18 protein-coding genes are annotated in these 25,051 nt (G+C 69.4%); 6 read left to right on the forward strand and 12 right to left on the reverse strand.

Going from position 1 to position 25,051, the window contains the following annotated elements; genetic code table 11:
- The 8 genes from cobA to AC07NG_RS22615 all read right to left on the reverse strand — a co-directional run bounded on the left by cobA (position 1) and on the right by AC07NG_RS22615 (position 10,461).
- On the reverse strand, positions 1–783 hold the full coding sequence (gene cobA, locus AC07NG_RS22580; protein ID WP_494596472.1) for a uroporphyrinogen-III C-methyltransferase: 783 nt from the start codon (positions 781–783) through the stop codon (positions 1–3).
- Positions 776–3,460, reverse strand: coding sequence for a molybdopterin-dependent oxidoreductase (locus tag AC07NG_RS22585; RefSeq protein ID WP_494596474.1), 2,685 nt, complete (start codon positions 3,458–3,460; stop codon positions 776–778). Before AC07NG_RS22585 ends, cobA begins: the two co-directional genes overlap by 8 nt.
- A 4-nt stretch (positions 3,461–3,464) precedes the next feature.
- Positions 3,465–3,818: a nitrite reductase small subunit NirD gene (gene nirD, locus AC07NG_RS22590; RefSeq protein ID WP_110121841.1), complete on the reverse strand. Its 354-nt coding sequence runs from the start codon at positions 3,816–3,818 to the stop codon at positions 3,465–3,467.
- Positions 3,815–6,280, reverse strand: a complete 2,466-nt coding sequence (gene nirB, locus AC07NG_RS22595) for a nitrite reductase large subunit NirB (RefSeq protein ID WP_494596476.1) — start codon at positions 6,278–6,280, stop codon at positions 3,815–3,817. The genes nirD and nirB overlap by 4 nt, the downstream gene beginning before the upstream one ends.
- A 25-nt stretch (positions 6,281–6,305) precedes the next feature.
- Positions 6,306–7,529: a nitrate/nitrite transporter gene (locus AC07NG_RS22600; protein ID WP_110121843.1), complete on the reverse strand. Its 1,224-nt coding sequence runs from the start codon at positions 7,527–7,529 to the stop codon at positions 6,306–6,308.
- A gap of 254 nt (positions 7,530–7,783) precedes the next feature.
- Positions 7,784–8,950 carry a CmpA/NrtA family ABC transporter substrate-binding protein gene (locus AC07NG_RS22605; protein ID WP_494596478.1) on the reverse strand — a complete coding sequence of 389 codons (1,167 nt, stop codon included), beginning with the start codon at positions 8,948–8,950 and terminating at the stop codon, positions 7,784–7,786.
- Complete coding sequence (locus AC07NG_RS22610; protein WP_110121845.1) at positions 8,947–9,525, reverse strand: ANTAR domain-containing response regulator; 579 nt, start codon at positions 9,523–9,525, stop codon at positions 8,947–8,949. Before AC07NG_RS22610 ends, AC07NG_RS22605 begins: the two co-directional genes overlap by 4 nt.
- Positions 9,526–9,675: 150 nt before the next feature.
- Positions 9,676–10,461: a TOBE domain-containing protein gene (locus tag AC07NG_RS22615; RefSeq protein ID WP_494596480.1), complete on the reverse strand. Its 786-nt coding sequence runs from the start codon at positions 10,459–10,461 to the stop codon at positions 9,676–9,678.
- Positions 10,462–10,581: 120 nt separating this feature from the next.
- On the opposite strand from AC07NG_RS22615, the gene modA reads away from it, so the two are divergent.
- From modA to AC07NG_RS22630, 3 genes are all read left to right on the forward strand, one after another.
- Positions 10,582–11,340, forward strand: a complete 759-nt coding sequence (modA, locus tag AC07NG_RS22620) for a molybdate ABC transporter substrate-binding protein (RefSeq protein WP_494596481.1) — start codon at positions 10,582–10,584, stop codon at positions 11,338–11,340.
- Positions 11,341–11,345: 5 nt separating this feature from the next.
- On the forward strand, positions 11,346–12,008 hold the full coding sequence (modB, locus tag AC07NG_RS22625; RefSeq protein ID WP_494596483.1) for a molybdate ABC transporter permease subunit: 663 nt from the start codon (positions 11,346–11,348) through the stop codon (positions 12,006–12,008).
- 103 nt (positions 12,009–12,111) lie between these two features.
- A complete protein-coding gene (locus AC07NG_RS22630; RefSeq protein WP_494596484.1) occupies positions 12,112–14,184 on the forward strand; it encodes a transglycosylase domain-containing protein in 2,073 nt (690 codons plus the stop codon).
- Positions 14,185–14,357: 173 nt separating this feature from the next.
- Here the strand turns inward: AC07NG_RS22630 and AC07NG_RS22635 are convergent, their stop codons facing one another.
- Together AC07NG_RS22635 and AC07NG_RS22640 are read right to left on the reverse strand one after the other, a co-directional pair.
- Positions 14,358–15,920 carry an alpha-N-arabinofuranosidase gene (locus AC07NG_RS22635; RefSeq protein ID WP_494596486.1) on the reverse strand — a complete coding sequence of 521 codons (1,563 nt, stop codon included), beginning with the start codon at positions 15,918–15,920 and terminating at the stop codon, positions 14,358–14,360.
- A gap of 1,008 nt (positions 15,921–16,928) precedes the next feature.
- On the reverse strand, positions 16,929–17,687 hold the full coding sequence (locus AC07NG_RS22640; protein WP_494596488.1) for a FadR/GntR family transcriptional regulator: 759 nt from the start codon (positions 17,685–17,687) through the stop codon (positions 16,929–16,931).
- A 280-nt stretch (positions 17,688–17,967) separates the two neighbouring features.
- Here AC07NG_RS22640 and araD1 point away from each other — a divergent pair, with 280 nt between their 5' ends.
- A complete protein-coding gene (gene araD1, locus AC07NG_RS22645; RefSeq protein ID WP_494596490.1) occupies positions 17,968–18,966 on the forward strand; it encodes an AraD1 family protein in 999 nt (332 codons plus the stop codon).
- Between the two features lie 237 nt (positions 18,967–19,203).
- On the opposite strand, the gene AC07NG_RS22650 is transcribed toward araD1, so the two are convergent.
- Positions 19,204–20,535 (reverse strand): sugar MFS transporter, encoded by a 1,332-nt coding sequence (locus tag AC07NG_RS22650; protein ID WP_487292401.1) that lies wholly within the window; start codon positions 20,533–20,535, stop codon positions 19,204–19,206.
- Between the two features lie 128 nt (positions 20,536–20,663).
- Here AC07NG_RS22650 and AC07NG_RS22655 point away from each other — a divergent pair, with 128 nt between their 5' ends.
- Positions 20,664–21,827, forward strand: coding sequence for an aldose epimerase family protein (locus AC07NG_RS22655; RefSeq protein WP_494596492.1), 1,164 nt, complete (start codon positions 20,664–20,666; stop codon positions 21,825–21,827).
- 177 nt (positions 21,828–22,004) lie between these two features.
- Here the strand turns inward: AC07NG_RS22655 and AC07NG_RS22660 are convergent, their stop codons facing one another.
- Positions 22,005–24,440, reverse strand: a complete 2,436-nt coding sequence (locus AC07NG_RS22660) for a glycoside hydrolase family 2 TIM barrel-domain containing protein (protein ID WP_494596494.1) — start codon at positions 24,438–24,440, stop codon at positions 22,005–22,007.
- 185 nt (positions 24,441–24,625) lie between these two features.
- Between AC07NG_RS22660 and AC07NG_RS22665 the strand changes: the two genes are divergently transcribed.
- Complete coding sequence (locus tag AC07NG_RS22665) at positions 24,626–24,838, forward strand: DUF2188 domain-containing protein (RefSeq protein WP_492856236.1); 213 nt, start codon at positions 24,626–24,628, stop codon at positions 24,836–24,838.
- The last annotated feature ends 213 nt before the right edge of the window (positions 24,839–25,051 follow it).

Genomic DNA, 25,051 nt, shown 5'->3' on the forward strand with positions numbered 1-25,051 from the left:
TCAGGCCCGGATCGCCTCTGCTTCGATCTGAGCCAGCTCGGGCGTCCAGCGCAGGTCCTGGGCGCGGCGAGCGACGGCGCCGATGACGATCAGCACAGGCCCGCCGGTTCCGCCGGCCAGCAGTTGCGGCAGCGTGTCGAGACGACCCGTACGCAGGGCCGCGGCCGGATCGCCGGCCCGCTCGACGACCAGCGCCGGGGTGCTGGGCGAACGACCGGCCGCGATCAGGCGGCGGCCAAGTTCGGCGGCGGCTTCCCCGCCCATATAGACCGCGACCGTGGCCTCGGGATCCGAAGCGGCGGCCCAGTCTTCGATCACGTCGCCGCTGCCGACACGGGCCGTGGTGAAAATCACCCGACGGGCCTCGCCGCGATGGGTGAGCGGAAAATTGAACTGAGCGGCGGCGGCGCTGGCGGCGGTGACGCCGGGCACCACCTCGACGCACACGCCATGCGCACGAAGAAACTCGGCCTCCTCGCCCACCCGGCCGAACACCGACGGATCGCCGCCCTTCAGCCGCACCACGCGCAGGCCGCGACGGGACAGGCGCAGCATCAGGCGGTTGATCGCCTCCTGCTTCATGCTGGGCCGGCCCGAGCGCTTGCCGGTGAGGATCCGCACGCAGCCGGCCGGCGCCAGGGCGATGGCCTCGTCCGAGACCAGGGCGTCATAGAGCAGCGCCTGGGCGCCCTCGACCGCACGGGCCGCACGCAGGGTCATCAGGTCCACCGGACCCGGACCAGCGCCGACGAGCAGAACGTCTCCCAGCGACACGTCACGCATCGGCGGTCTCCTTGGCCTTGAGGGAAGCAGCGGCGGCGATCATCCGGGCGATCTCCGGACGGCACGAGCCGCAATTGGTGCCGGCGCCAGTGGCCGCGCCGACCGCATCGGCGGTGGCCGCACCGGCCGCGATGGCGGCGTCGACGACCTTGGCGCCGACCTTCAGGCAGGCGCAGACCATCGGGCCCTTGTCGACCGGCGCGCCGGGCGGACGGCCGATCAGCAGCGACGATCGATCCTGCGCGGACAGCTGGTCCAGCGCGAACAGGTCGGCCAGCCAGTCGCGCGGCGGCAGGCGGCCAGCGGCGGTCTGGAACAGCACGGCGACCAGCCTGCCGTCCTCGATCCAGGCTTCACGGCGCGAACCGGCGCCGGCGTCCTCGAACACCGTGGTCTCGCCCGTCAGGCCCTTGGTCAGGCGCTTGCGCAAGGCCTCACGCTCGGAGGCGTCGCCCCGACCGGCGAACTCGTGCAGCTGGGCGGCGTCCTGCGGGATGCGCCGCCAGACCAGATCGAGATTGGCCGGGGCTGCGACGCTGTCGCGGGTCAGGAAGAAGCCCTTCCAGGTCTCGCGATAGGGCCGCGCCCGGGCCGGGGTGTGCTTGAACTCCGGCTGGCCGGAGGTGGGATCAAGGTTCGGCGCGATCAGGTGGTTGGACTTGCCCGACGGCGCGAAGGCGTCTGTCCAGTGCATCGGCATGAACAGGCCGCCGGGCCGCTGGCGGTCGGTGACCTTGGCCAGGGCGACGGCCTCGCCGCGCACGGTTGAGACGCGCGTCAGGGCGCCATCCTTGATCCCGGCGGCCTCGGCGTCGTGCGGGTGGATCTCGACGAAGGGCTCGGGGGCGTGGCGGCAGAGGTCGGGGGCCAGGCCCGTGCGGGTCATGGTGTGCCACTGGTCGCGGATGCGACCGGTGTTGAGCGACATCGGATAGGCGTCGCTGACAGCATCGGCCGGCCCCTTGGGACGGACCGGAACCATCCGGCCGCGAGCGTCAGGCGTCTGGAAGCGGCCGTCGTCGAACAGGCGCGGCGTCCCCTGCCCGGTCATACGGACCGGCCATTGGATCGGCGTCATGGCCGCGTAGTCGTCGGGGGTCATGGCGGCCATGCCCGTCAGGTCGAGCAGGCGCGAGCCCTTATTCTCATAGGCCGTCAGGCGCGCCCATTCGCGGAAGATCGAGGCCTGCGAAGGCCAGCCGAAGCCGTCGAAGCCCATGCCCTGGGCGACGTCGGCCATGATCCGCCAGTCGGCGCGGGCCTGGCCGGGCGCGGGGAACAGGGCCCGCTGGCGCGAGATGCGGCGCTCGGAATTGGTGACCGTGCCGTCCTTCTCGGCCCACGCCAAGGCCGGCAGCTTCACATGGGCGTAGGCCGTGGTGTCGGTCTCGACGCAGTCGGAGACGACGACGAACGGGCACGTCTCCAGCGCTTCGCGCACCGCGCCGGCGTCCGGCAGGCTGACGGCGGGGTTGGTCGCCATCACCCAGATCGCCTTGATCTTGCCCGACCGCACGGCCTCGAACATCTCGACGGCCTTGAGGCCCGGCGCGCGGGCGGTGTTGGGCGCGCCCCAGAAGCGGGCGACGCGGTCGCGGTCCTCGGCTGCGAAGTCCATGTGGCCGGCCAGGGTGTTGGCCATGCCGCCCGTCTCGCGCCCGCCCATGGCGTTGGGCTGGCCGGTGATCGAGAACGGGCAGGCGCCCGGCTTGCCGATCCGGCCGGTGGCCAGATGGGTGTTGATGATCGCCAGCCCCTTGGCGACGCCCTGGGCCGACTGGTTGGAGCCCATCGAGAACAGGCTGACCGTCTTCGGGTGGGCGGCGAACAGGTCGTAGAAGGCCAGCAGGTCCTCGATCGCCAGGCCGCAGTCGGCGGCGACGGCGGCGGGCGACTGGTCGTCCTGGGCCAGAGCCTCGCGGACGGCGTCGAAGCCGTTCACGTGCTCGCGGATGTAGTCGAGGTCGAGGTGGCCGCGACGGTCGAGTTCGGCCAGCAGGCCGTTCCACAGCCGCACGTCGCTCTGCGGCGCCAGGGCCAGGTGAAGGTCGGCGCCCTCGGCGGTGTCGGTGCGGCGCGGGTCGATGACCACATGCTTCTGGCCGCGAGCCTTGGCGGCCTCCAGGCGGCGGAACAGGATCGGATGGGTCCAGGCGGCGTTGTGGCCGGCGAAGACCACCAGATCGGCCTCGTCGAGATCCTCGTAGCAGCCGGGCACCAGGTCGGCGCCGAAGGCCTGCTTGTGGGCGGCCACGGCCGAGGCCATGCAGAGACGGCTGTTGGTGTCGATGTTGCCCGAGCCGATGAAGCCCTTCATCAGCTTGTTGGCGACGTAGTAGTCCTCGGTCAGCAACTGGCCGGAGACGTAGAAGGCGACGCTGTCGCGGCCGTGGCGGGCGATGGTGTCGCGAAAGCGCTTGGCGATCAGCGCCGTGGCCTCGCCCCAGCTGGCGACACGGCCGTTGATCGTCGGCTCCAGCAAGCGCCCCTGGAGACCGACCGTGGCCCCGAGGGCCGAGCCCTTGGAGCACAGCCGTCCCTTGTTGGCCGGGTGGGCGGTGTCGCCCGACACCGCCAACGTCCTGCCGCCGCCCGCCGCTCCTGCAACGCCGCAACCGACGCCGCAATACGGGCAGGTGGTCCTGACGGTCGCGATGACGCCGGAGCCGTCGGCCATGGCGTCAGTCCGCCATCACCGGCTGGGCCAGCAGGACGCGGCCGTCCTGCACCCGCACCGGCACCACGGGCGTGCAGCCCTTGCCGGCGTCGGCGCCGGTGGGGTGGCCGGTCTTCAGGTCGATGACCCAGCTGTGCAGCGGACAGGTCACGCCGTGGCCGTGGACGATGCCTTGGCTGAGCGGTCCGTGCTTGTGCGGGCAGCGGTCGACCAGGGCGAAGACCTGGCCGTCGCTGGTGCGGAACACCGCCACGTCGCCCTGCGCCGTCGCCACCCGACGCGAACCGCGCTCCGGAATGTCGGTGACGGCGCCGACGTCGTGCCAGGCCGGATCGATGTCGAAAGTCTGGATCGTCATTCCGCAGCCATCCCCATCGGAAGCGTCGCCATCGGCTTGAATTCACCGGCCTCGACGCCCTTGCTGGCGCGTTCGGCCCACGGGTCGACCTGGGCGGTCTCCTGCGACTTCACAAAGCGGGCGAAGAGCGCGGCGCGGTTGTCGAGGTCCTCGACCGTGGCGGCATGGATGGCTTCCAGGCCGATGCGGGCCATCCATTTGTAGATCCGCTCCAGGTACCAGCCGCCCTCGCGGTACATCTGCATGACCGCCGAGATCAGCTGGATCGCCTCTTCCTCGGTGGCGACCTTGGTCAGCAGTTGCGTGCCCTGGATGTGCAGGCCGGCGGCGCCGCCGACATGGATCTCATAGCCGCTGTCGACGCAGATCACGCCGATGTCCTTGCAGGTCGATTCCGCGCAGTTGCGGGGGCAACCCGACACGGCCAGCTTGACCTTGGCCGGCGCCCACGAGCCCCACATGAACTTCTCGAGCTTGATGCCGAGGCCCGTGGAGTCCTGGGTGCCGAACCGGCACCAGTCGCTGCCGACGCAGGTCTTCACCGTGCGCAGGCCCTTGGCGTAGGCGTGGCCGCTGACCATGCCTGCGGCGTTGAGGTCGGCCCACACCGCCGGCAGGTCGTCCTTCTTGACGCCCAGCAGGTCGATGCGCTGGCCGCCGGTTACCTTCACCGAAGGGATCGCGTACTTGTCGGCGACGTCAGCGATGGCGCGCAGCTCGTCGGGCGTCGTCATGCCGCCCCACATGCGCGGAACGACCGAATAGGTGCCGTCCTTCTGAATGTTGGCGTGGACGCGCTCATTGATGAAGCGCGACTGGCTGTCGTCCTTGTATTCGCCGGGCCAGGCGCACAGCAGGTAGTAGTTCAGGGCCGGACGGCACGAAGCGCAGCCGTCGGGCGTGGTCCATTCCATGGCCTGCATGACGGCGGGCATGGACTTCAGGTCCTGGGCCAGGATCGCCTCGCGCACCACGCCGTGCGGGTGATGCGTACACTTGCACATCGGTTTGGGGCCGGTCTGGGCCTTGAAGCCGTCGCCGAGCGTGGCGCGGATGACCTGCTCGACCAGCGGCGTGCACGAGCCGCACGAGGCCGAGGCCTTGGTGACGGCGCGCACGTCGTCCAGGCTGGTCAGGCCCTGGGTGGTGATGGCGGAAGTGATCGCACCCTTGCAGACGCCGTTGCAGCCGCAGATTTCCTGCGTATCGGGCATGGCCGCAACGGCCGCACTAGGGTCCAGGCCGGACAGACCTTCCGTGATCGCCTGACCGAAGATGATCGTGTCGCGGATGTCGGCGACGTCGGTCCCGGCCCGCATCAGGTCGAAGTACCAGCCTCCGTCGGCGGCGTCGCCGAACAGCACCGCGCCGGCGACCTTGCCGTCCTCGATCACCACGCGTTTGTAGACGCCGCGGCCGGCGTCGCGGAACACGATGTCCTCGCAGCCCTCGCCGCCGGCGAACTTGCCGGCCGAGAACACATCGACGCCCGAGACCTTCAGGCGGGTCGACAGCACCGAGCCGGCATAGGCGCCGGCCCCGTCGGTCAGTTCCTCGGCCAGGGCCCGGCACATGTCCCAGATGGGGGCCACGAGGCCGTAGCAGTTGCCGCGGTGCTCGACGCATTCGCCGACCGAGAACACCGCCGGATCGGAGGTGCGCATGGCGTCGTCGACGATGACGCCCCGATTGACCTGCAGACCAGCGGCTTTAGCCAATGCAGCATTGGGACGGATGCCCACGGCCATCACCAGGATGTCGCAAGGCAGGGTCCGGCCGTCCTTCAGCTTCAGGCCCGTGACCTTGCCGTCCTCGCCGACAATGGCTTCGGAGTGGGCGCCGAGCACGGTCTCGACGCCGCGCTCCAGCAGGGCCTCGCGCAGCAGGTAGCCGGCGCTCTCGTCGAGCTGGCGCTCCATCAGCACGTCCATCAGGTGGACGACGGTGGCGCCCATGCCGCGACGGGCCAGGCCATAGGCGGCTTCCAGGCCCAGCAGGCCGCCGCCGATGACCACGGCGCGGGCGCCGGGCTTGGCCGAGGCGGCGATCATGGCGTCGACGTCGTCGAGGTCGCGGAAGGTCACCACGCCCGACAGGTCGGCGCCCGGCAGCGGCAGGCGGAACGGATCCGAGCCGGTAGCCAGGATCAGCTTGTCGTAGGCGACCTCGAGGCCGCCCTCGGCGATCACCTTGCGGCCTTCCAGATCGACCCCGGTGACCCAGCGGCCGGCATGCAGGGTGATGCCGTTGTCGCGGTACCAGGCCTCGTCGTTGATGACGATGTCGTCGAAGGTCTTCTCGCCCGCCAGCACCGGCGACAGCATGATGCGGTTGTAGTTGACCCGCGGCTCGGCGCCGAAGATCGAGATCTCGTAGCGCGAGGGATCGCGCTTGAGGATCTCTTCGACCGCCCGGCACCCGGCCATGCCGTTGCCGATGACGACCAGCTTTTCCTTGGTCATGACTTTGCTCACTTGGAAAAGAGGATCAGACGCGAACCGGAGCGGCTTCGGCGCCGTGCAGGGTCGGCCAGACGGCGCGCCAGCGGGCCTTGAGGCCGTGCAGGGCGAAGAGCGCGAACAGCGCCAGGAGCGCGAAGCCGAGGAAGCCGATCTGGTAGTCGCCGGTCAGCTTCTTGGCGAGGCCGAGGGTCGAGGCCAGGTAGAAGCCGCCAATGCCGCCGGTCATGCCGATCAGGCCGGTCATGACGCCGATCTCCTTGCGGAAGCGCTGCGGGGCCAGCTGGAACACCGCGCCGTTGCCGGCGCCGAGGGCCAGCATCGAGAACATCAGCACCGCCAGGGCCAGCCAGTGCGAGGGCAGCTTGAAGCTGGCTACTGCCAGGCCGAAGGCGGCCAGGGCGTAGACGACGGTCAGGGTGCGCACGCCGCCGAAGCGGTCGGCCAGGCCGCCGCCGACCGGGCGGATGAATGAGCCGGCGAAGACGCAGGCGGCGGTGAAGAAGCCGGCGATCACCGGATCCAGGCCGTATTCGGCGTTGAAGTAGATGGTCAGCGACGAGGCCAGACCGACGAAGCCGCCGAAGGTGACGCCGTAGAGCAGCATCAGCCACCAGGCGTCAGGAACCTTCAGGACATCGAGATATTCGGCCAGCTTCTTGGGCGCGGGCTGCTCGGGAGCGTCCTTGGCCAGCAGCATGTAGACGACGAAAGCCACAGCGAGAGGGATCGCGGCCAGGCCGATGACGTTCTGCCAGCCGAAGGTCTTGGCCAGCATCGGCGCGAACAGGGCGGCCAGGGCGGTGCCCGAGTTGCCGGCGCCGGCGATGCCCAGGGCCAGGCCCTGGTGCTCCTGCGGATACCAGCGCGACGCCAGCGGCAGGGCGACGGCGAAGGAGGCGCCGGCCACGCCCAGGATCACGCCCAGGGCCAGGACCTGATTGTAGTTGTGCACGCCCAGCAGCCAGGCCGTGACCAGACCGCCCAGCACGATCAGCTGGCCGAACATGCCGGTCTTCTTGGGACCGATGCGATCGACCAGGATGCCGTTGACAAGGCGCAGCAGAGCGCCGGCCAGCACGGGGATGGCGACCATCAGACCCTTCTGGGCCGGGTCGAGCCCGAAATCCTTGGCTATGGCCACGCCCAGCGGGCCCAGGATCACCCAGACCATGAACGACAGGTCGAAATAGAGGAACGCGGCGAACAGGGTCGGCGTATGGCCGGCCTTGAGGAAGTCACGAGAGATCATGATGCGCCTCGGAGTGTTGCGTGTCTGCGAGAGCGAGGCGTCGTCGCCTCGTCGGGTGACCGCATCCGAGCGGTCGTCTCTGGCAGCCACGGACGCCGTTGTCCGAAGGCTTGAACTAACAGAACAACGGTCCGGGGACGGATGTCACCAACCGAAGAGGCGCCGCCCTGCACAACGTCGCCACAGCATGATTGCTCAGCAAAAGGGCGCCGATGGCGCCCAGGCATTGTGCAGATGCGAGAGACGAAAGCGCCTCAGGCGCGAGCGCGGCCGATCGAAAACCCAGCGGCGTAACGGCCGGCGAGCGTGGAATCGAAGGCCGGCCCCTCGAACAGCGGCGCCAGCTCCGGCGGGCCGTCGTCGAACACCTGGGCGGGATCGACGACAGGACCCGCGGTCAGGGCTGCGGCGCGGAACATGTCCGGGCGATAGACCGCGTCGGCCGCCGCCTCGAGATCGATGTCGACCGCGACCTGCCCCCAGCGCACCATCTGCGACAGGAACCACAGGGCGTGCTCACGGCGCGGCAGGCCCGCGCCGTCGCGATGGAAGACGATCTCGTCGTTCAGCGCGCGGGCCAGGGCTTCGGGCGCGACGCCGACGTGGTCCGGGCGGGCCAGCAGGTCGATCAGGTCCTGCCGGTTGGCGGGATCGTCCGCCCAGGCCGAGGCGCGGATCATCGCCCGCAGGGCGGCGCGCAGTTCGTCGGGATAGTGGTGAGCCCAGGCCTCGGTGACGCCGAACACCTTGTCAGGACCACCCGGCCAGAAGGCCGAGGCCGTGATCAGCACCTCGCCCAGGCCTTCGAGCACGGCCACGGCGTTCCAAGGCGCGCCCACGCAGAAGCCGTCGATGTCGCCGGCCCGCATCTGCTCGACCATGCGAGGCGGCGGGGTGACAACCAGGCGCACGTCACGGTCCGGGTCGATCCCGGCCTGCGCCAGCCAGTAGCGCAGCTCGTAATTGTGCATCGAATAGGGGAACACGACCGCGAAGGTCAGGGGCGACAGCCCCTGCCCCGCCCGTTCGGCGATCACCCGGGCCAGGGCCCGGGCCGAGATCGGCTGCTCGGCCATGGCCTCCGGATCAGCCGCGCGCATGGCGTCCGCCAGGGCGGTCGAGACGGTGATGGCGCTGCCGTTGCGGTTCAGGGCCATGGGGGCGATCAGCGACGGGCCGACGTCGAGCGTCAGACCGCCGGTCGCGCCGGCCGCGGCGGCCAGGGCCATGGGCGCCAGCATGTGGGCGCCGTCCAGCGCGCCGACGGCGACCTTGTCGCGGATCGTCGCCCACGAGGCCTCTCGGCTCAGAGAAACGTCGAGCCCTTCCTCGGTGAAGAAGCCGAGGGACTTGGCCACCACCAGCGGCGCGCAGTCGGTCAGAGGAATGAAGCCCAGCTTCAGATCGGCGAGCCCGCTCAAGAGGCGTCCCCCTTCAACACTCCCGCGAAAGCCAGCAGGTCGGCCGCGATCGCGCCGATGGGCTTGCCGCGGTCCATGGCCAGCTTGCGCAGCAGGCGATAGGCGCCGTCCTCGTCCAGCCCACGCTCCTTCATCAAGAGGCCCTTGGCCCGCTCGACCGTCTTGCGGGCCTCCAGGTCGGCCTTCACCTTGGCGAGGTCCCCGCGCAATTGCTGGGTCAAGGCGAAGCGGCTCATGGCCACGTCGAGAATCGGCCGGACGCGCGCCGGCGCCAGGCCGTCGACGACATAGGCCGCCACGCCGGCCCGCACGGCCTGTTCGGCCAGGCCCGGCTCGGAGCGGTCGACGAACATCACCACGGGACGCGGATTGGCCTGGCTGGCCTCACGCAGGCTTTCCAGCGTGTCGCGATCGGGACTTTCGGCGGCGATCACCACCACGTCGGGCGCGAACTCGATCGCTTCGCGCTCGTCGAAGCGGGCCGAACGACGGACCTCCAGCGGGTGCACGCCCTCCAGCCCTTCGGCCACCAAGGCGGCGCGGGCCGGATCCGGATCGATGACGAGAACGCGCATGGCTATCGCCCTAAGGACCGCGACGGCGCGGGGGGAGCGTTTTGCGCCCATGGCCATGCTTGTACATAGTTCCGCTCAAGCATGAGGCGCCGTTGCATAGTGCTAGTGCAGATCAGGCCCGCCGCCTCTGCGACCAAGGGTGGCGCCGGCCTAATCGACAGCCAGGATCACGTCCGACGGCGCGATCAGCGCGTGGACGCCAGCGCCGGATTCGAAAGCCCCGGCGAGGTCCCGCGCGACCGTGGCGACCAGGGTCTTGCCCTCGGCCAGGGCGACGACGATCTCGCTGGCCGCCTCGCCGTCCTCGCGGTCGAGAACGACGCCCGACAGCCGGTTGTCGCCGGACGCGGCGGGCGGCTCGGCGGTCAGGCGTACGAAGCTCGACTTGATCAGGGCTACGGCGGGCCGCCCCACGGCCAGGCCCAGCTCCTCGGCGCTGCGGCGGGTGATCACCGAGGCGATCTCCAAGCCGCCGCCCAAGGCCAGACGAACCTCGACCGTGACGCCGGCCGGGGCCAGAGCCACGACGGTTCCGCGCAGCGCGTTGCGGGCGCTGGTGCGCAGACCCAGGCTCCAGAAGAGGTCGGCGCCGTCTTCCGACGCCAGACCCGCCTCTAGCCGCAAAAGAGCCGCCCCGACCTCGCGCTCCATATCTCGGAAGGCCTTGATGACCGCATGGCCCCGCGCGGTGACCTGGGCCGCGCCGCCGGACTTGCCACCGGCGCTGGCGGCGATCAGCGGCGCGTCGAACAGGTTGTTCAGCGCCTGCACGGCGTCCCAGGCGCCCTTGTAGCTGAGGCCCAGGCGCTTGGCGGCGGCGCTGATCGAGCCGAGCTCGGCCACCGCCTCGACCAGGGCGATGCGCTCCAGGCCGACACGGGCCAGGGCCCCGCGCCGCAGGATCAGGCTGGCGCTGAGATCGCTCGCTTCGCTCATCGAGACGCCTTTCGACTCCGTTCGCCCGCTTGTCGCCCGGCTGGCCTCGAAAAAACAGCCTGACAGTCGGCGAAAGCTCGTTATGTACTCGCGATGCATAACCGCCGAACCGAGCCGCCGATGCCCTTCGCCCGCCGCCCCCTGCTCGCCGCCATCGTGGCCGGAGCGCTGTCGCTGGTCGCCGGGGCGGCCTTCGCGGGCGAGACCAAGGTGGCGGTGGCCGCCAACTTCACCGAGCCGGCCAAGGCCATCGCCGAGAAGTTCGAGAAGGCCACGGGCCACAAGGCGACGCTGAGCTTCGGCTCGTCTGGCCAGTTCTACGCCCAGATCGCCAACGGCGCGCCCTACGAGGTCTTCCTGTCGGCCGACGTCGAGCGGCCGCAGAAGGCCGAGGCAGAAGGCCTGGCCGTTCCCGGTTCGCGCTTCACCTACGCCACCGGTCGTCTCGTCCTGTGGAGCAAGATCCCAGGCCTGGTCGACGGCAAGGGCGCGGTGCTGGCCAAGGGCAATTTCCAGAAGCTGTCGATCGCCGACCCGAAGGCCGCGCCCTACGGCCTGGCGGCGGTCGAGACGCTGACCAAACTCAAGCTGCAAGACGCCCTGAAGCCGAAGATCGTCACCGGTTCGTCGATCACCCAGGCCTACCAGTACGTCCAGACCGGCGCGGCGGAGCTGGGCTTCGTGGCTCTGTCGCAGGTGATCGACGACAAGGGCGGCTCGCGCTGGGTGGTGCCCAAGGCCGACCACACCCCGATCGATCAGCAGGCGGTCCTCCTGAAGACCGGTGCGGACAGCGAGGCGGCCAAGGCGTTCCTGGCCTTCCTGAAGGGCCGCGAGGCCAAGGCGATCATCCGCCGCTACGGCTACGAGGTGCGCTGACGGCCATGGCCGAGGTCGTCTGGCTGACCCTGAAGCTGGCCACGGTCGTCACCGTGCTGCTGCTGGTGCTGGCCACGCCCCTGGCCTGGTGGCTGGCGCGGGGCCGTTCGGTGCTGAAGCCGGTGGTCGGGGCGCTGGTCGCCCTGCCGATCGTACTGCCGCCGACGGTGCTGGGCTTCTATCTGCTGATCGCCCTGGGGCCAAAGAGCCCGCTGATGCTCCTGCTGGCGCCGTTCGGGGTGCGGACCCTGGCCTTCACCTTCGAGGGCTTGGTGATCGGCTCGCTGGTCTATTCCCTGCCCTTCGCCGTGCAGCCGCTGCGCAACGCCTTCCTGGCGATCGGCGACGAGCCGCTGGAGGCCGCCGCGACCCTGGGCGCGGGCAAGGCGGCGACCTTCTGGCGCGTGGCCCTGCCGCTGGCCCTGCCCGGCTACGCCGTCGCGGCCCTGCTGGCCTTCGCCCACACGATCGGCGAATTCGGGGTGGTGATGATGCTGGGCGGCGGCATCCCGGGCGAGACTGAAGTGCTGTCGATCGAGATCTACCGCCTGGTCGAGAGCCTGGAATGGGACAAGGCTCACCAGCTTTCGGCCCTGCTGCTGGCCTTCGGCTTCCTGGCGGCGCTGACCCTGCTGCTGCTGGAGCGGCGACGGAGCGCTCCGGCCTGAACGGGCGTTTCCCTATTTGGCACGCGGACGCTGGGCGGCCGCCCTGCCTGTGCTATTGACGCGCCTTCGCCCCCTCTCGGCCCGCCTTCGAGTTCCATCGCGCATGTCCGACCCCGCCGCTCCGAACACCGGTTCCGACGACGACGCCCCCAAGGTCGAGGAGACCGTGGAAGCGGTCGCTCCCGAAATGGAAGAGGTCGAGGCGCCGCCCGCGGCGGAAGCGCCCGCCCCGGCCCCGCGCGTTCCGATCTGGAAGCAGCGGCCGTGGCAGATCGGCGCCGGCGTCTTTGTGCTGGCCATCGTCGCGGTCGTGACCTGGCTGTTGTGGTCGCTGCCGCTGGGCCGGGCCCTGGAGCCGGCCAGCAACCCAACCATGGTGCTGATGGCCTCGGACGGCACGCCGATCGCCCGGCGCGGCTCGTACAAGGAGGCTCCGATCGAGGCCTCGAAGCTGCCGGCCTATGTGCCCGGTGCCTTCATCGCCATCGAGGACCGCCGCTTCTACAAGCACATGGGCATCGACCCGAAGGCGATCGCCCGCGCCGTCGGCGCCAACGCCAAGGCCGGCGGGGTGTCCGAGGGCGGTTCGACGATCACCCAGCAGCTGGCCAAGAACGCCTTCCTCAGCAACGACCGCAACCTGCGCCGCAAGGCTCAGGAGGCGTTGATCGCCCTGTGGCTGGAGGCGCGGCTCTCGAAGGAAGAGATCCTGTCGCGCTACCTGTCGGCGGTCTATTTCGGCGAAGGCGCGTTCGGGCTGCGGGCCGCGGCCCGGCACTATTTCGACACCACGCCCGAGAAGCTCAGCGTCGGCCAGGCCGCCATGCTGGCCGGCATGGTCAAGGCCCCCTCGCGCCTGGCCCCCACCGAGAACTTCGAAGGCGCCCGCGAGCGGATGGACGTGGTGCTGGGCGCCATGGTCGAGACCGAGGTGATCACGCAGGCCCAGGCCGACAAGGCCAAGCGCGACATCCGCCCGATCCCGCCGCGCGACAAGCTGCCGACCGGTTCCTACTTCGCCGACTGGGTGTTCCCGCAGGCCCGCGCCGCCTACGACGCCCGCTACGGCGAGACCATCGTCAAGACGACCCTGGACGCCAAGCTGCAGGCCAAGGCCGAGAAGATCCTCAACGACGCCATCGCCCGCGACGGCAAGGTGCTGAACGTCACCCAGGGCGCGATCGTGGCCATGCGCACCGATGGCCGCGTCGTGGCCATGGTCGGCGGCCGCGACTACAAGGCCAGCCAGTTCAACCGCGCCGACGCCGGCCGCCAGCCGGGCAGCGCCTTCAAGCTGTTCGTCTACCTGGCCGCCATCCGCCAGGGCATGACCCCGACCTCGCCGATCCTCGACGCGCCGGTCGACGTGCGCGGCTGGAGCCCGAAGAACCACGAGGGCAAGTACGCCGGCCGCGAAGTGCCGCTGATCACCGCCTTCGCCGGCTCGTCCAACGTGGCCGCCGTGCGCCTGGCCCAGCAGGTCGGCCGCAAGGCCATCGTAGCCACGGCCCGCGACCTCGGCGTCACCGAACCCATCCCCGACGACCTGACCCTGGCGCTGGGCACAGGCCCGATGAGCCTGGTGCAGCTGACCAGCGCCTACGCCGCCATCGCCGCCGGCGAGACTCCGGTCGTCGCCCACGGCCTGGCCGACTGGAAGTCGTCGAAGAAGCCCCGCGCCCTGTCGAAGGCCGAACTGGCCGGCATGCGCGACCTGCTGCGCTCGGCCGTGCACCGCGGCACCGGCGTGGAGGCCGCCATCCCCGGCGCCTTCGGCAAGACCGGCACCACGCAGGGCTATCGCGACGCGATCTTCGTCGGCTATGTCGGCGACCTGGTGATCGGCGTCTGGGTCGGCAACGACGACAACAGCGCCATGAACGGCGTGGTCGGCGGCGGCCTGCCGGCCAAGATCTGGAAGGCCTTCGCCCTGTCGGCCACCGGCGGCGCGCCCAAGCCGGCGCAGGACGACGCCACCACGGCCGCCGAGGACCCGAGCCTGGCCGAACCGCTGCTGGGCCCCGACGGCCTGCCGCTGCCGCCGGAAGCCGCGCCGGTCGAGGGCCAGGCGCCGGTGGATCCGACGGCTCCGGCGCCGCCGGCTCCCGTGCCGGTTCCGGCTCCGGCGACTCCTACCCCGGCCGCCGAGCCGCGCTCCGGAACCCCTCTCCCATAGGGAGACCCGCGCCGCAGGCGTGGGAGGGTGAGGGGTTACGCCGCTGGCGGTACCATCACCCAGCCTCAAAAGAAGAAGGGGTCAGGAACGGCAAACGTCCCTAACCCCTCTCCCTCCCAGGCTATCGCCTGGGCCCCTCCCTCTCCCTATGGGAGAGGGTAGGAACTCGTTCCTCAGTTCAGGTCCAGCACCACCACCGACTTGGCCGGCAGGGTCGCGGTCAGGACGTCGCCCTTGATGGTCGCGCCCTTGAACTCGACCGGCTTGACGGCGTCGGGCTTGTCGAAGGTGTTGCGCGAGGACATTTCCGGGCCGGTCAGGACGCGGCCCTTGGCGGTCTTGGCGGACAGGCCCGTCAGCTTCACCGAGATGGTCGCGGTCTTGTTCGGATCGACATTGGTCAGGGCCAGGTGGACGAGGCCGTCGGTTCCCTTGCCGGCGGTGGCCGTCACGGCCGGGACCGACGACTTGCCGATGGTGTACTGCGGCGCGTCGATCTCGATCGGCAGATAGGTCGCACCCTGGAAGGGCTTGTAGAGGTCGAACACCCAGTAGGTGGGCGTCAGGACCATCTTTTCCTTGTCGGTCAGGATCATCGCCTGCAGCACGTTGACCATCTGGGCGATGGCGGCCAGGCGCACCCGGTCGGCGTGCTTGTGGAAGATGTTGAGGGTCGTGGCGGCCACCATGGCGTCGCGCATGGTGTTCTGCTGGTAGAGGAAGCCCGGCTCGGTGCCCGGCTCGACGTCGTACCAGACGCCCCATTCGTCGACATAGAGGCCGACCTTCTTCTCGGGGTCGTACTTGTCCATGATGGCGCTGTGCTTGGAGACCAGCTCTTCCATCTTCTCGGCCTGGACCAGGGTGTCGCCCCAGGCCTGCTCGTCGAACACGGTGGCCGAGCCCTTCTTGCCCCAGTCGCCGGTCGGGATGACGTAGTAGTGCAGGCTGAGCGCGCCCATGTTCTTGGCCGCGCCCTTCATCAGGACTTCGGTCCAGTTGTAGTCCTGGGCGTTCGGACCCGAGGCCACCTTGACCGGACGGTTGCCGCGCGGCGCGCGGACGAACTCGGCGAAGTTGCGATAGAGGTTGGTGTAGTGCTCGGGCGTCATCTGCCCGCCGCAGCCCCAGTTCTCGTTGCCGACGCCGAAATAGTCGACCTTCCAGGGCTTGTCGCGGCCGTTGGCGCGACGCTCGTTGGCGATGGTCGACTGGGTGGGCGAGGTCAGGTACTCGAGCCACTGGCCCATTTCCTGAGGCGTGCCGGCGCCGACATTGCCCGCGACATAGGTCTTGGTGCCGATCAGTTCGGCGAAGTCCATGAACTCGTGGGTGCCGAAGCTGTTGGGCTCCTCGACGCCGCCCCACAGGACGTTGACGCGGACGGGGCGCTTGTCGCGCGGGCCGATGCCGTCGCGCCAGTGGTAGTCGTCGGCGAAGCAGCCGCCCGGCCAGCGCACGACCGGCACCTTCAGGGCCTTCAGGGCGTCGACCACGTCCTTGCGGTAGCCCTTGATGTTGGGGATCTTGCTGTCCTCGCCGACCCAGACGCCTTCGTAGATGCCGCGGCCCAGGTGCTCGGCGAACTGGCCGTAGACCTCGGGCTGGATGACCGCGCCGGGCTGGTCGGCGCGCAGGGTCCCGCCGACCTTGGTCTGGGCGCCGGCCGCGCCGGCCGCCAGCAGCACCGCGGCGACGCCGCCCATCAGGGCGTGCTTCAGCATCTTCGAGTTCACTTGATTTCTCCCTCTCGTCGCCACGTGGCTCGGTCGCACGGATGTCGACACGGCACGTTGTTATTTGTCTGAGTATACTCGGGCGTACGGAGCGTCAATCGAGGCGGGGCGCCGTGTGGGGGCCAGCAATACAACGACATAGTCAGGCGACGGAGGTTCGGGGCTTGTCGGATGATTGGGCGCACCCTTCTCCCCTTGCGGGAGAAGGTGGCGGCCGAAGGCCGTCGGATGAGGGGTCTCTCAGACTTGAGACGCCTCCGCCCGGCCTGTCCGCCGCTCGCTGTGTTGAGTTCTGAGAGACCCCTCACCCGACCTCCCTCCGGGAGGCCACCCTCTCCCGCAAGGGGAGAGGGAACGGGTGGGCGATCTCACGCGGTGAACCGCTGAGGGTGTGGAGAGGGCGCGGGGCGTCCGGGCCTCGCCCGGATGTGTGAGTTCTAAATACCGTTTCGACGAAGCTCTGACGCCCCGCGCGATCGTTATCCCTCAGGCCGGGGCGCGCGGGCCTCTTCCGCCCTTCACCCCTTCCCCACGCAAGGCTCTCCCGTTCATGCGGCCAGAAGTGCGTCAGGGCGCGAACCCTTGGACGGGCGGGAGCCTATTGGGCGGACCCCCGATGGATGGGTTTACGTCCCCCATCCTCATTTAAGCCTTCAGGCCCGGCTCTCGCCGCTCCTTCAGCCCCGCTCGTTCGCATCGCCGTCGCACGCTTCGGGCCGGATCCTTGCGCCCTCTCCCTGCGACGGGACAGCTCTGATTATGCAGCGGGTTTCAGCGCGTCTGATCCAGAGCGCTGAGAAAGTTGTAAGGGACTGGATTGGTTGGGGTCTCGGGCGCGGTCGCCGGGGATAGACGCTCGCCAATCCCCGTACGCAGACCCCCAACCGTAAAATCCCCGCGAAAGCGGGGACCCAGGCGTTTTATCGTCGAGCGCCTTGGATGGCAGAAAAAACCTGGGTCCCCGCTTTCGCGGGGATTTTACGGGAGAGAGGCAACCCGTCCCCGGATCTAAGCCGGCGCCCGCCGGGAAATCGCCGCGCGGGTGTCGTCCTGGGCGAGGCCGACGAGGCGTTCCATGGCCTGGCGGGCCTGGTCGGCGCGGCCGGCGGCGATGGCGTCGAAGACCTTCCAGTGGTCGGGAATCGGGTCGCGGGCCAGTTCGCGGTCGCGCTGCTTGAAGATGGTGGTCCAGCGCACGGCCGCGCCGATGCTGCTGGACAGGGTGCGCAGCGGTTCGTTGCTGGTGGCCTCGAGCACGGTGTCGTGAAAGTCGCGGTCGGCGGCCCGGCCCGCTTCGGTGGCCAGGGTGTGCTGCTGCATCTGGATCAGCGCCGTGCGCATGCGCTCCAGCTGGTCCTCGTCGCGGCGCTCGGCGGCCAGGGCCGCGGCGGCCGGCTCCACGATCATCCGCAGTTCGTGCAGGCCGGTGAGGAACTCCTCGCTGGGCTCGGCCTCGAAGAACCAGGCCAGGACCTCGGGATCCAGCAGGCTCCAGCGCGAACGCGGGCTGACCCGGGTGCCGGCCTTGGGGCGGCTCTCGACCAGGCCCTTGGCGGCCAGGATGCGGATGGCCTCGCGATAGGCGCTGCGCGAGACGTGCAGCTGGACGCTGGCGTCGATCTCGTTGTTGAGCACGTCGCCCGGCTGGTACTGGCCCGAGACGATGGCGATTCCCAGGGTGCGCGCGATCGACCCGTGGATCCGGCCGGAGAACCCCTCCTCGCGCTCGAACTCGCCGTCCGCGCCCGAACCCTTCGCCTTGCCCACGCCGCCTCCGCTGTCGCCAAACGGCGTCGCCGCCGGTGATGCGGACGACTCTAGCGAGACTAATTGTCTGACGACAAGGAAATTCACCTCGAGGCGAACATTCAGGCGCCGCGACCCCGCCTGGTAAAAGTATGATAAATCAGGTGATAGAACGGTTGGCGACCGATCCGAAGCCCCCTCGCCGGCCGTTCGGCGGACGGTTCGAAGCCCATATATCCGGGTTTGACTTGCCCGCCGCGATCGCTATTTGTCTGACTAATTACAAACGAGAGGATCGACCATGCCCTTGCGGTTCGTGCAGCTGAAGACGCCCGACGGCGCCCGCGCCCTCGCGGCGATCGACGACACGGGCGCGGCCCGCAAGGTCGGCGCCGCCGACACGCTCTACGCCCTGGCCCAGCTGGCCGTCGACAAGGGCGTCAGCCTGGCCGACGCGGCCGCCCCGCTGGGCGAGACGATCGACGTCGCCGCCGCCCTGGCCGAGGGCCGGGTCCTGGCCCCGATCGACCACGCCGACCCCGCCCACCTGGTGATGACCGGCACCGGCCTGACCCACCTGGGCTCGGCCGAGGGCCGCGACAAGATGCACAAGGCCGCCCAGTCAGGCGAGCAACTCACCGACTCGATGCGGATGTTCCTGATGGGCGTCGAGGGCGGCAAGCCCGAGGGCGGCCAGGAAGGCGTGCAGCCGGAATGGTTCTACAAGGGCGACGGCACGCAGCTGGTCGGTCCGGGCCAGGCCCTGACCTCGCCCTCGTTCGCCAAGGACGGCGGCGAGGAGCCCGAGATCGCCGGCGTCTACCTGATCGGCCCCGACGGCACGCCGCACCGCCTGGGCTTCTGCCTGGCCAACGAGTTCTCCGACCACGTGATCGAGCGCGGCAACTATCTGTGGCTGGCCCACTCGAAGCTGCGCCAGGCGGCGCTCGGCCCCGAACTGCTGAGCGGCGAGCTGCCGGCCGACGTGCGCGGCGCGAGCCGGATCGTGCGCGGCGGCGAGACCGTGTGGGAGAAGCCCTTCCTGTCGGGCGAGGCCAACATGTCCCACACCATCGCCAACCTGGAGCACCACCACTTCAAGTACGCGCTGTTCCGCCGCCCGGGCGACGTGCACGTGCACTTCTTCGGCACGGCCACCCTGTCGTTCTCGGAAGGCTTCCAGACGCAGCTGGGCGACGTGTTCGAGATCGAGGCCGCCCCGTTCACCCTGCCGGTGCGCAACCCGCTGGCCCAGGACGCGGCCCCGGCCGAAGTCACGGTGACGGTGAAGCCGCTCTGATCGTCCATATAAAATCCGAGTGTCCCCGCGAAGGCGGGGACCCAAGCTGACTCTCAGGATGGGGCGCGTTCGTAGCTCGGCCCGCAGACTCGGCTTGGATCCCCGCCTTCGCGGGGATGCTCGGAAATTGGGGGCCGATCAGGACCCCACGAAGCAAGAAGGCCTCGCACCCTGCGGTGCGAGGCCTTCTCTTTGCGCGAAAGGCTAAGGAGCGGCGAACCGCTCCCCTCCCCGACCTTACTCAGCAGCCGTCGCCGGCTCGCCTTCGAGGGCCACAGGCGCCTCCTCGGCGGTGACCCGGCTGCCCCACAGGGCGTAGAACAGCACGTAGAGCTCGCAGATGGCGGTGACCAGGAACGAGATCTGCAGGCCGTAGGTGTCGGCGATCTTGCCCTGGACGATGACCAGGGCGCCGCCGGCGATGGCCATGACCAGCAGGCCCGAGCCTTCCTCGGTCAGCGCGCCCAGGCCCTTGATGCCGAGGGTGAAGATGGTCGGGAACATGATCGAGTGGAACAGGCCCACGGCGATCAGGCTCCACATGGCGGTCGGGCCGCTGGAGAAGGTGGTGATGATCATCACCACGAAGGCCAGGCTCGAGAAGATCGCCAGCACCTTGGCCGGATCGACCTTGCGCATCCAGACGCTGCCGATAAAGCGGCCGACCATCATCCCGCCCCAGAGCAGGAAGAGGTAGCGCGAGGCCTCGGTGTGGGTCAGGCCGCCGATCTTCGGATCGGAGACGAAGTTGATGAAGAGGTTCGACACGCCGATCTCGGCGATCAGGTAGATGAAGATGGCCGGAATGCCGAGCACCAGGTTGCGGTGTTTCCACAGCGAGTGGCTCTTTCGCTCGCTGACGGCGGCGCGGCGGGTGGCGCCGCCCAGGTCCGGCAGCTTGTAGCGGGCGATGACCACGGCCAGGGCGACCAGCACCACGGCGACGATGAAATAGGGCAGCTGCACCGACTGGGCGTCGGCCAGGCGCTCGGCCTGGGTCAGCACCTTGCCGGCCTCGGCGTTGCCCGAGGCGCTGCGGCTGAGGATCAGGTAGCCGCCGAACAGCGGGGCCAGGGTGGTGCCCAGCGAGTTGAAGGCCTGCACCAGGTTGAGGCGCGAGGAGGCCGTCTCCGGCGGGCCGACCACGGCCACGTAGGGGTTGGCGGCGACCTGCAGCAGGGTGATGCCCGAAGCGACGATGAACAGAGCGGTCAGCACCACGCCGTAGGACGGGATGCGGGCCGCCGGGATCATCAGCAGGGCCCCGAAGGCCATGATCAGCAGGCCGGTGACCATCGACTTCTTGTAGCCGATCTTCTCGATCAGCTTGGCCGACGGGATGGAGGCGAAGAAGTAGGCGATGAACCACACCGACTCGATCAGGGTCGTCTGGGTGTAGTTGAGGTCGAACACCGAGCGCAGGTGCGGCAGCAGGGTGTTGTTGATGACCGTGATGAAGCCCCACATGAAGAAGAGGCTGGCCAGCAGGGTCAGCGCGGAGCGCTGAGCGCGGGGGTCGCCCACGCTAGCCGCGCCGGCTCCTGCAGACGTGGTGATCGGTGCGGGCATTCCCGGGTCTCCCGTTGGCGAAGGGCGACGTCTTGACGTTGCGCCCTAGTTTTTTGTCTGAGTATATGGCGGCCTAATGGCCGTCAACGCCGACAGAGCGCGGCGGGCCCGATCCGGAGAGGAAACTGATGAAGACCTGGCGCCACGTCCTGCCGAGCCTTGCCGTACTCGCCGCCGCCGCGGGTGCGTCGGTAGCCCTCCCCCAGGCTTCCTGGGCGGCCGAGATCAGCCGCAAGTCGTTCGGCCAAACCCCTGACGGCCAGGCCGTCGAGGCGATTACCCTGACCAACGCCAAGGGCGTGTCAGCCACCGTCATCACCTATGGCGCGACCCTGCAGTCGCTGGTCGCCCCCGACCGCGCCGGCAAGAAGGCCGACATCGTGCTCGGCTACAAGGACGCGGCCGAATATGTGAAGACGGCCAACTACTTCGGCGGTTCGGTCGGGCGCTTCGCCAACCGCATCGGCAAGGGCAAGTTCACCCTCGACGGCAAGACCTACCAGCTGGCCCTGAACAACAACGGCGTGGCGGCCCTGCACGGCGGCGTGAAGGGCTTCGACAAGGTGGTCTGGACGGTGCGCGACGCCAAGGCCGGCCCGACCGCCTCGGTGACCTTCGAGCATGTCAGCCCGGACGGCGAGGAAGGCTATCCCGGCACGCTGACCGCCACGGCGACCTATGCGCTGGACGAGAACAACCAGCTGACGATCACCTACGGCGCCACGACCGACAAGCCGACCATCGTCAACATCACCAACCACGCCCTGTTCAACGTCGCCGGCGAAGGCGCGTCGGAAGGGGCCATGGGCAACGTGCTGACCATCGCCGCCGACGGCTATTCGCCGGTGGACGGCGAGCTAATCCCGACGGGCGTGACCACGCCGGTGGCCGGCACGGTGTTCGACTTCCGCAAGCCGACGGCCGTGGGCGATCGGATCCGTGACGCCAGCGACGCACAGATCGTCGCCGGCCGCGGCTACGACCACAACTACGTGCTGACCGGCAAGGCGGGCGGGGCTCTGCGCCTGGGCGCGCGTCTGGCCGACCCGAAGAGCGGCCGCGTGCTGGAGATCCTGACCGACCAGCCGGGCATCCAGTTCTACGCCGGCAACTTCATCGACGGCACGACGGTCGGCAAGAGCGGCAAGATCTATCGCCAGGGCGACGGCATCGCGCTGGAGCCGCAGCACTTCCCCGACGCGCCCAACAAGCCGCAGTTCGCACCGGTGCGGCTGGATCCGGGCCAAACCTACAAGAACGTGATGATCTTCCGCCTGACGACGCAGAAATAGGCCGGCGAAAAACGAGCAAAAAAGAAGCCCGGCGGTTACCCGCCGGGCTTAGTTCATTAGGGAGGAAACGCCCAGGAAGGGCAGAGGCGCTCGCGCCTCACGAGGTTGTAGTTAGCGCTACCAACGGCGAATTCAAGCCTCTTCCCGCAAAAAGTGACGCTTTGTCGCGGAACATGTTCAACGAACGGTATCGGGAACCGTTTTCAGGACGACCTTGCCGGGCGTCAGCCCCGGAGCCGTCGCCGTAACGTTGAGCAAGCCGCCCTGCCCCGCTCCGCGCACCAGGGCCATGGCCCGCCCCTGCCAGGCCTGGCGAGTCGGCGAGGCGAACGAGGCGTGGTCGGTCGGCGCGCCGTTGTCGGCGGCCACGAAGGCCCCGCCGCCCGTCACCTGGAAGGTGATGGCGTCCTGGGCCGAGGGCACGGTCACGCCCTTGGCGTCGACCACCCGGGCGCGGACGATGGCCAGGTCATCGAAGCCGGTCCCGACCGTGTCGCCCTCCACCGACAGCTCGACGCGGGCCGGCTTGCCGGCGGTGCGCAGCACGTCCTCCAGCTTGACGCCCGGATCGCGGCAGGCCGCCCTCACCTCGCCCGGCGCGAAGCTAACGCTCCACTGGCGCGGCGAGGCGTCGGCGGGCAGCGGCTTGGCGCCCAGCCAGCGGCCGTTGAGCGCGACGTCGACGCTGGCGCAGTTGGAATAGACCTCGATGGTCTCGTCGTGCGGCGTGAGATCGGCCGGGGTCCAGTCGTCGTAGACAGCGACCTTGGGCTGGGGCGTGGCGACGGCGATCATGGTCGGCAGGGCCGGCGCGGGACCGGCGCCGTCGGAGGACGGCGGCGGGGCTGCCGGCATTGCATTACGCACCACGTGCAGCACGGGCTTTTCGGCCCACCATGAAGCGCGCTGCAGGCCGATCGGCTTGGCCAGGCCCGTGCGGTCGATCATGCCGGCGGGATTGTCGATATTGGGCCAGCCGCTGCGGTCGGCCTCGCCCAGATAGTCGATGCCGGTCCAAAGGAACATGCCGGCATAGGCCGGGTAGTCACGCACGGCGACCCAGGAGGTGCGGGTCTTGCTGTTCTCCGTCCCGACGATGATCCGCGAGGGCTTTTCCTTGTGGGCGGCGATCAGCTCGTTCTCGCGATAGTTCTGGCCGACCACGTCGAGCATGTCGGCGAAGCCGTTCTGGTAGTCGCCGGTCACGTTGGGACGGAACAGGCCCATGGTCACCGGCCGGGTGGGATCGGTGGCGTGCATGACCGCCAGCAGGCTCTTCAGCGCCGCCTTGGCCTGGACCGGATAGGCGGTGTCGTGGATCTCGTTGCCGGCGCTCCACAGGACGATGCTGGCGTGGTTGCGGTCGCGGCGGACCATGTCGCGGGCGTCGCGCTTGTGCCAGTCGCTGAAGAACAGGTGGTAGTCGCCGGGCGTCTTGGAGACGTTCCACTGGTCGAACAGCTCGTCCATCACCACGAAGCCCATCTCGTCTGTCAGGTCGAGGAAGTCGGGCGACGGCGGGTTGTGGGCGGTGCGGATGGCGTTGACGCCCAGGGCCTTCAGCGCGGTCAGGCGCTGACGCCAGACGGCCATGGGCACGGCCGCCCCGACCGCCCCGCCGTCCATGTGCACGGCCACGCCCTTGAGCTTGACGTTCCGGCCGTTGAGCCAGAAGCCGCTGTCGGCCTTGAAGGCGGCGTCGCGGACGCCGAAGCGCACGGTCTCGGCGTCCAGCCCCTGCCCGCCCTCGCCGACCACGCGGATCTCGGCGCGATAGAGGTTGGGCGTCTCCAGGTCCCAGCGCTTGGGCGCGGCGATGTCGAGCGAGAGCTTGAGGGTCTCGGTGCGGGCCGGATCGATGGCCACGGGCGCGACCTTGCCACGGGCGACCTCGGCGCCGGACGGATCGCGCAGCACGACCTCCAGCCCGGCCTTGGCGGCGTCATGGGCGTCGTTGATCACGTCGACGGCGATGTCGGCGGTGGCGCGGTCGGCGCTGATCTTCGTGACGCTGACGAAGGCCCCGCCCTGCTCGACATGCTGGCCGGCGGTCTCGATCAGCCGCACCTTGCCGTAGACGCCCGAGCCCGCGTACCAGCGCGAGGACGGGGCGTGGTCGGTGTCGGCGCGCACGGCCAGAACGTTCCTCCCATCGGCGCGGATGAAGTCGGTGATGTCGTAGCGCAGGCCGACATAGCCGCTGGGGCGATGGCCCAGGTGGTGGCCGTTGATCCAGGCGCCGCTGCGCTCCATCACGCCGTCCAGCTCGACGAAGACGCGGCGGCCGGGCGCCGGCGGCTTGATGTTGAGGGTCTTGCGGTACCAGCCGATCCCGGTGGGCAGGAAGCCGCCCGCCCCGCCGGCGCGGGCCTTGATGTCGAACGGACCGGCGATGGCCCAGTCGTGCGGCACCGAGACCTTGGCCCAGGCGCCGTCGTCGAAGGCGGCCGTCTCGGCGCCCTCGGGGTCGCCCTGGAAGAAGGTCCAGCCGTCGGCGAGCGGCGTCGTCACCCGGTCTGCGGCCCGGTCTGCGGCTTGGGCGGGCAACGCCGCGAGGCCGAGCGCGGCGGCCAGGACAAGGCGCGAGACGCCGCGCAGCGAAGGGTGAGCCATCGTTTTCTCCCTGGGGCCGCGCATCGAGACGCGTCCCACATTTTGATATTTTATGTCATTTTATGAACTTTCCGCGCGAGCGCCAGCCCTCGTCACACTTCGTCGCAAAACGGTGTCGCGACCGGCGCGAACCTTTCCGCTAGGCCGGCGTTTGGCCGGGCGAGTTCGCGTACGGAGGGGGCGACATGTCTGGATTGGTCGATGTCGTGCCGTGCGAAGACGGCTGGTGCGTGCGGGTTCACGACACCGGCGAGGTGCTTCGCTTCACCGGCGGCGGCGAGGCCGAACGCCGCGCGCGACGGCTGGCGGCGGAGTCCGAGCGGCCGGTCGAGGTGCGGATCCACGATCGCGGCGGACGGCTGGTCGGGCGGTGGATGACGGACGGGGCGGCGGCTTAAGGCCAAAACCCTCTCTCTTTGAGAGAGGGAGGGGCCCGCCGCGCAGCGGTGGGAGGGTGAGAGGTAACAAACTCTCCGAAAGAGGCGCCGTGACGCCCCTATCGGTCGTAACGCCGAGGTTTGGCGCGAACCCGCAACATCGGCTCGAGCATCGAACTCAGAAAACCAAGCAGTTGAAAGCAAGGGTTTTACCGGTGGACGGTGAAACCTCTC

This window comes from Caulobacter sp. GW821-FHT10C03 (assembly GCF_059415485.1).

Excerpts from the sequence above, each read along its gene's own strand:
- cobA (WP_494596472.1), bottom strand. The coding sequence starts at position 783 with ATGCGTGACGTGTCGCTGGGAGACGTTCTGCTCGTCGGCGCTGGTCCG.
- AC07NG_RS22585 (WP_494596474.1), bottom strand. The coding sequence starts at position 3,460 with ATGGCCGACGGCTCCGGCGTCATCGCGACCGTCAGGACCACCTGCCCG.
- nirD (WP_110121841.1), bottom strand. The coding sequence starts at position 3,818 with ATGACGATCCAGACTTTCGACATCGATCCGGCCTGGCACGACGTCGGC.
- nirB (WP_494596476.1), bottom strand. The coding sequence starts at position 6,280 with ATGACCAAGGAAAAGCTGGTCGTCATCGGCAACGGCATGGCCGGGTGC.
- AC07NG_RS22600 (WP_110121843.1), bottom strand. The coding sequence starts at position 7,529 with ATGATCTCTCGTGACTTCCTCAAGGCCGGCCATACGCCGACCCTGTTC.
- AC07NG_RS22610 (WP_110121845.1), bottom strand. The coding sequence starts at position 9,525 with ATGCGCGTTCTCGTCATCGATCCGGATCCGGCCCGCGCCGCCTTGGTG.
- AC07NG_RS22615 (WP_494596480.1), bottom strand. The coding sequence starts at position 10,461 with ATGAGCGAAGCGAGCGATCTCAGCGCCAGCCTGATCCTGCGGCGCGGG.
- modA (WP_494596481.1), top strand. The coding sequence starts at position 10,582 with ATGCCCTTCGCCCGCCGCCCCCTGCTCGCCGCCATCGTGGCCGGAGCG.
- modB (WP_494596483.1), top strand. The coding sequence starts at position 11,346 with ATGGCCGAGGTCGTCTGGCTGACCCTGAAGCTGGCCACGGTCGTCACC.
- AC07NG_RS22630 (WP_494596484.1), top strand. The coding sequence starts at position 12,112 with ATGTCCGACCCCGCCGCTCCGAACACCGGTTCCGACGACGACGCCCCC.
- araD1 (WP_494596490.1), top strand. The coding sequence starts at position 17,968 with ATGCCCTTGCGGTTCGTGCAGCTGAAGACGCCCGACGGCGCCCGCGCC.
- AC07NG_RS22650 (WP_487292401.1), bottom strand. The coding sequence starts at position 20,535 with ATGCCCGCACCGATCACCACGTCTGCAGGAGCCGGCGCGGCTAGCGTG.
- AC07NG_RS22655 (WP_494596492.1), top strand. The coding sequence starts at position 20,664 with ATGAAGACCTGGCGCCACGTCCTGCCGAGCCTTGCCGTACTCGCCGCC.
- AC07NG_RS22660 (WP_494596494.1), bottom strand. The coding sequence starts at position 24,440 with ATGGCTCACCCTTCGCTGCGCGGCGTCTCGCGCCTTGTCCTGGCCGCC.
- AC07NG_RS22665 (WP_492856236.1), top strand. The coding sequence starts at position 24,626 with ATGTCTGGATTGGTCGATGTCGTGCCGTGCGAAGACGGCTGGTGCGTG.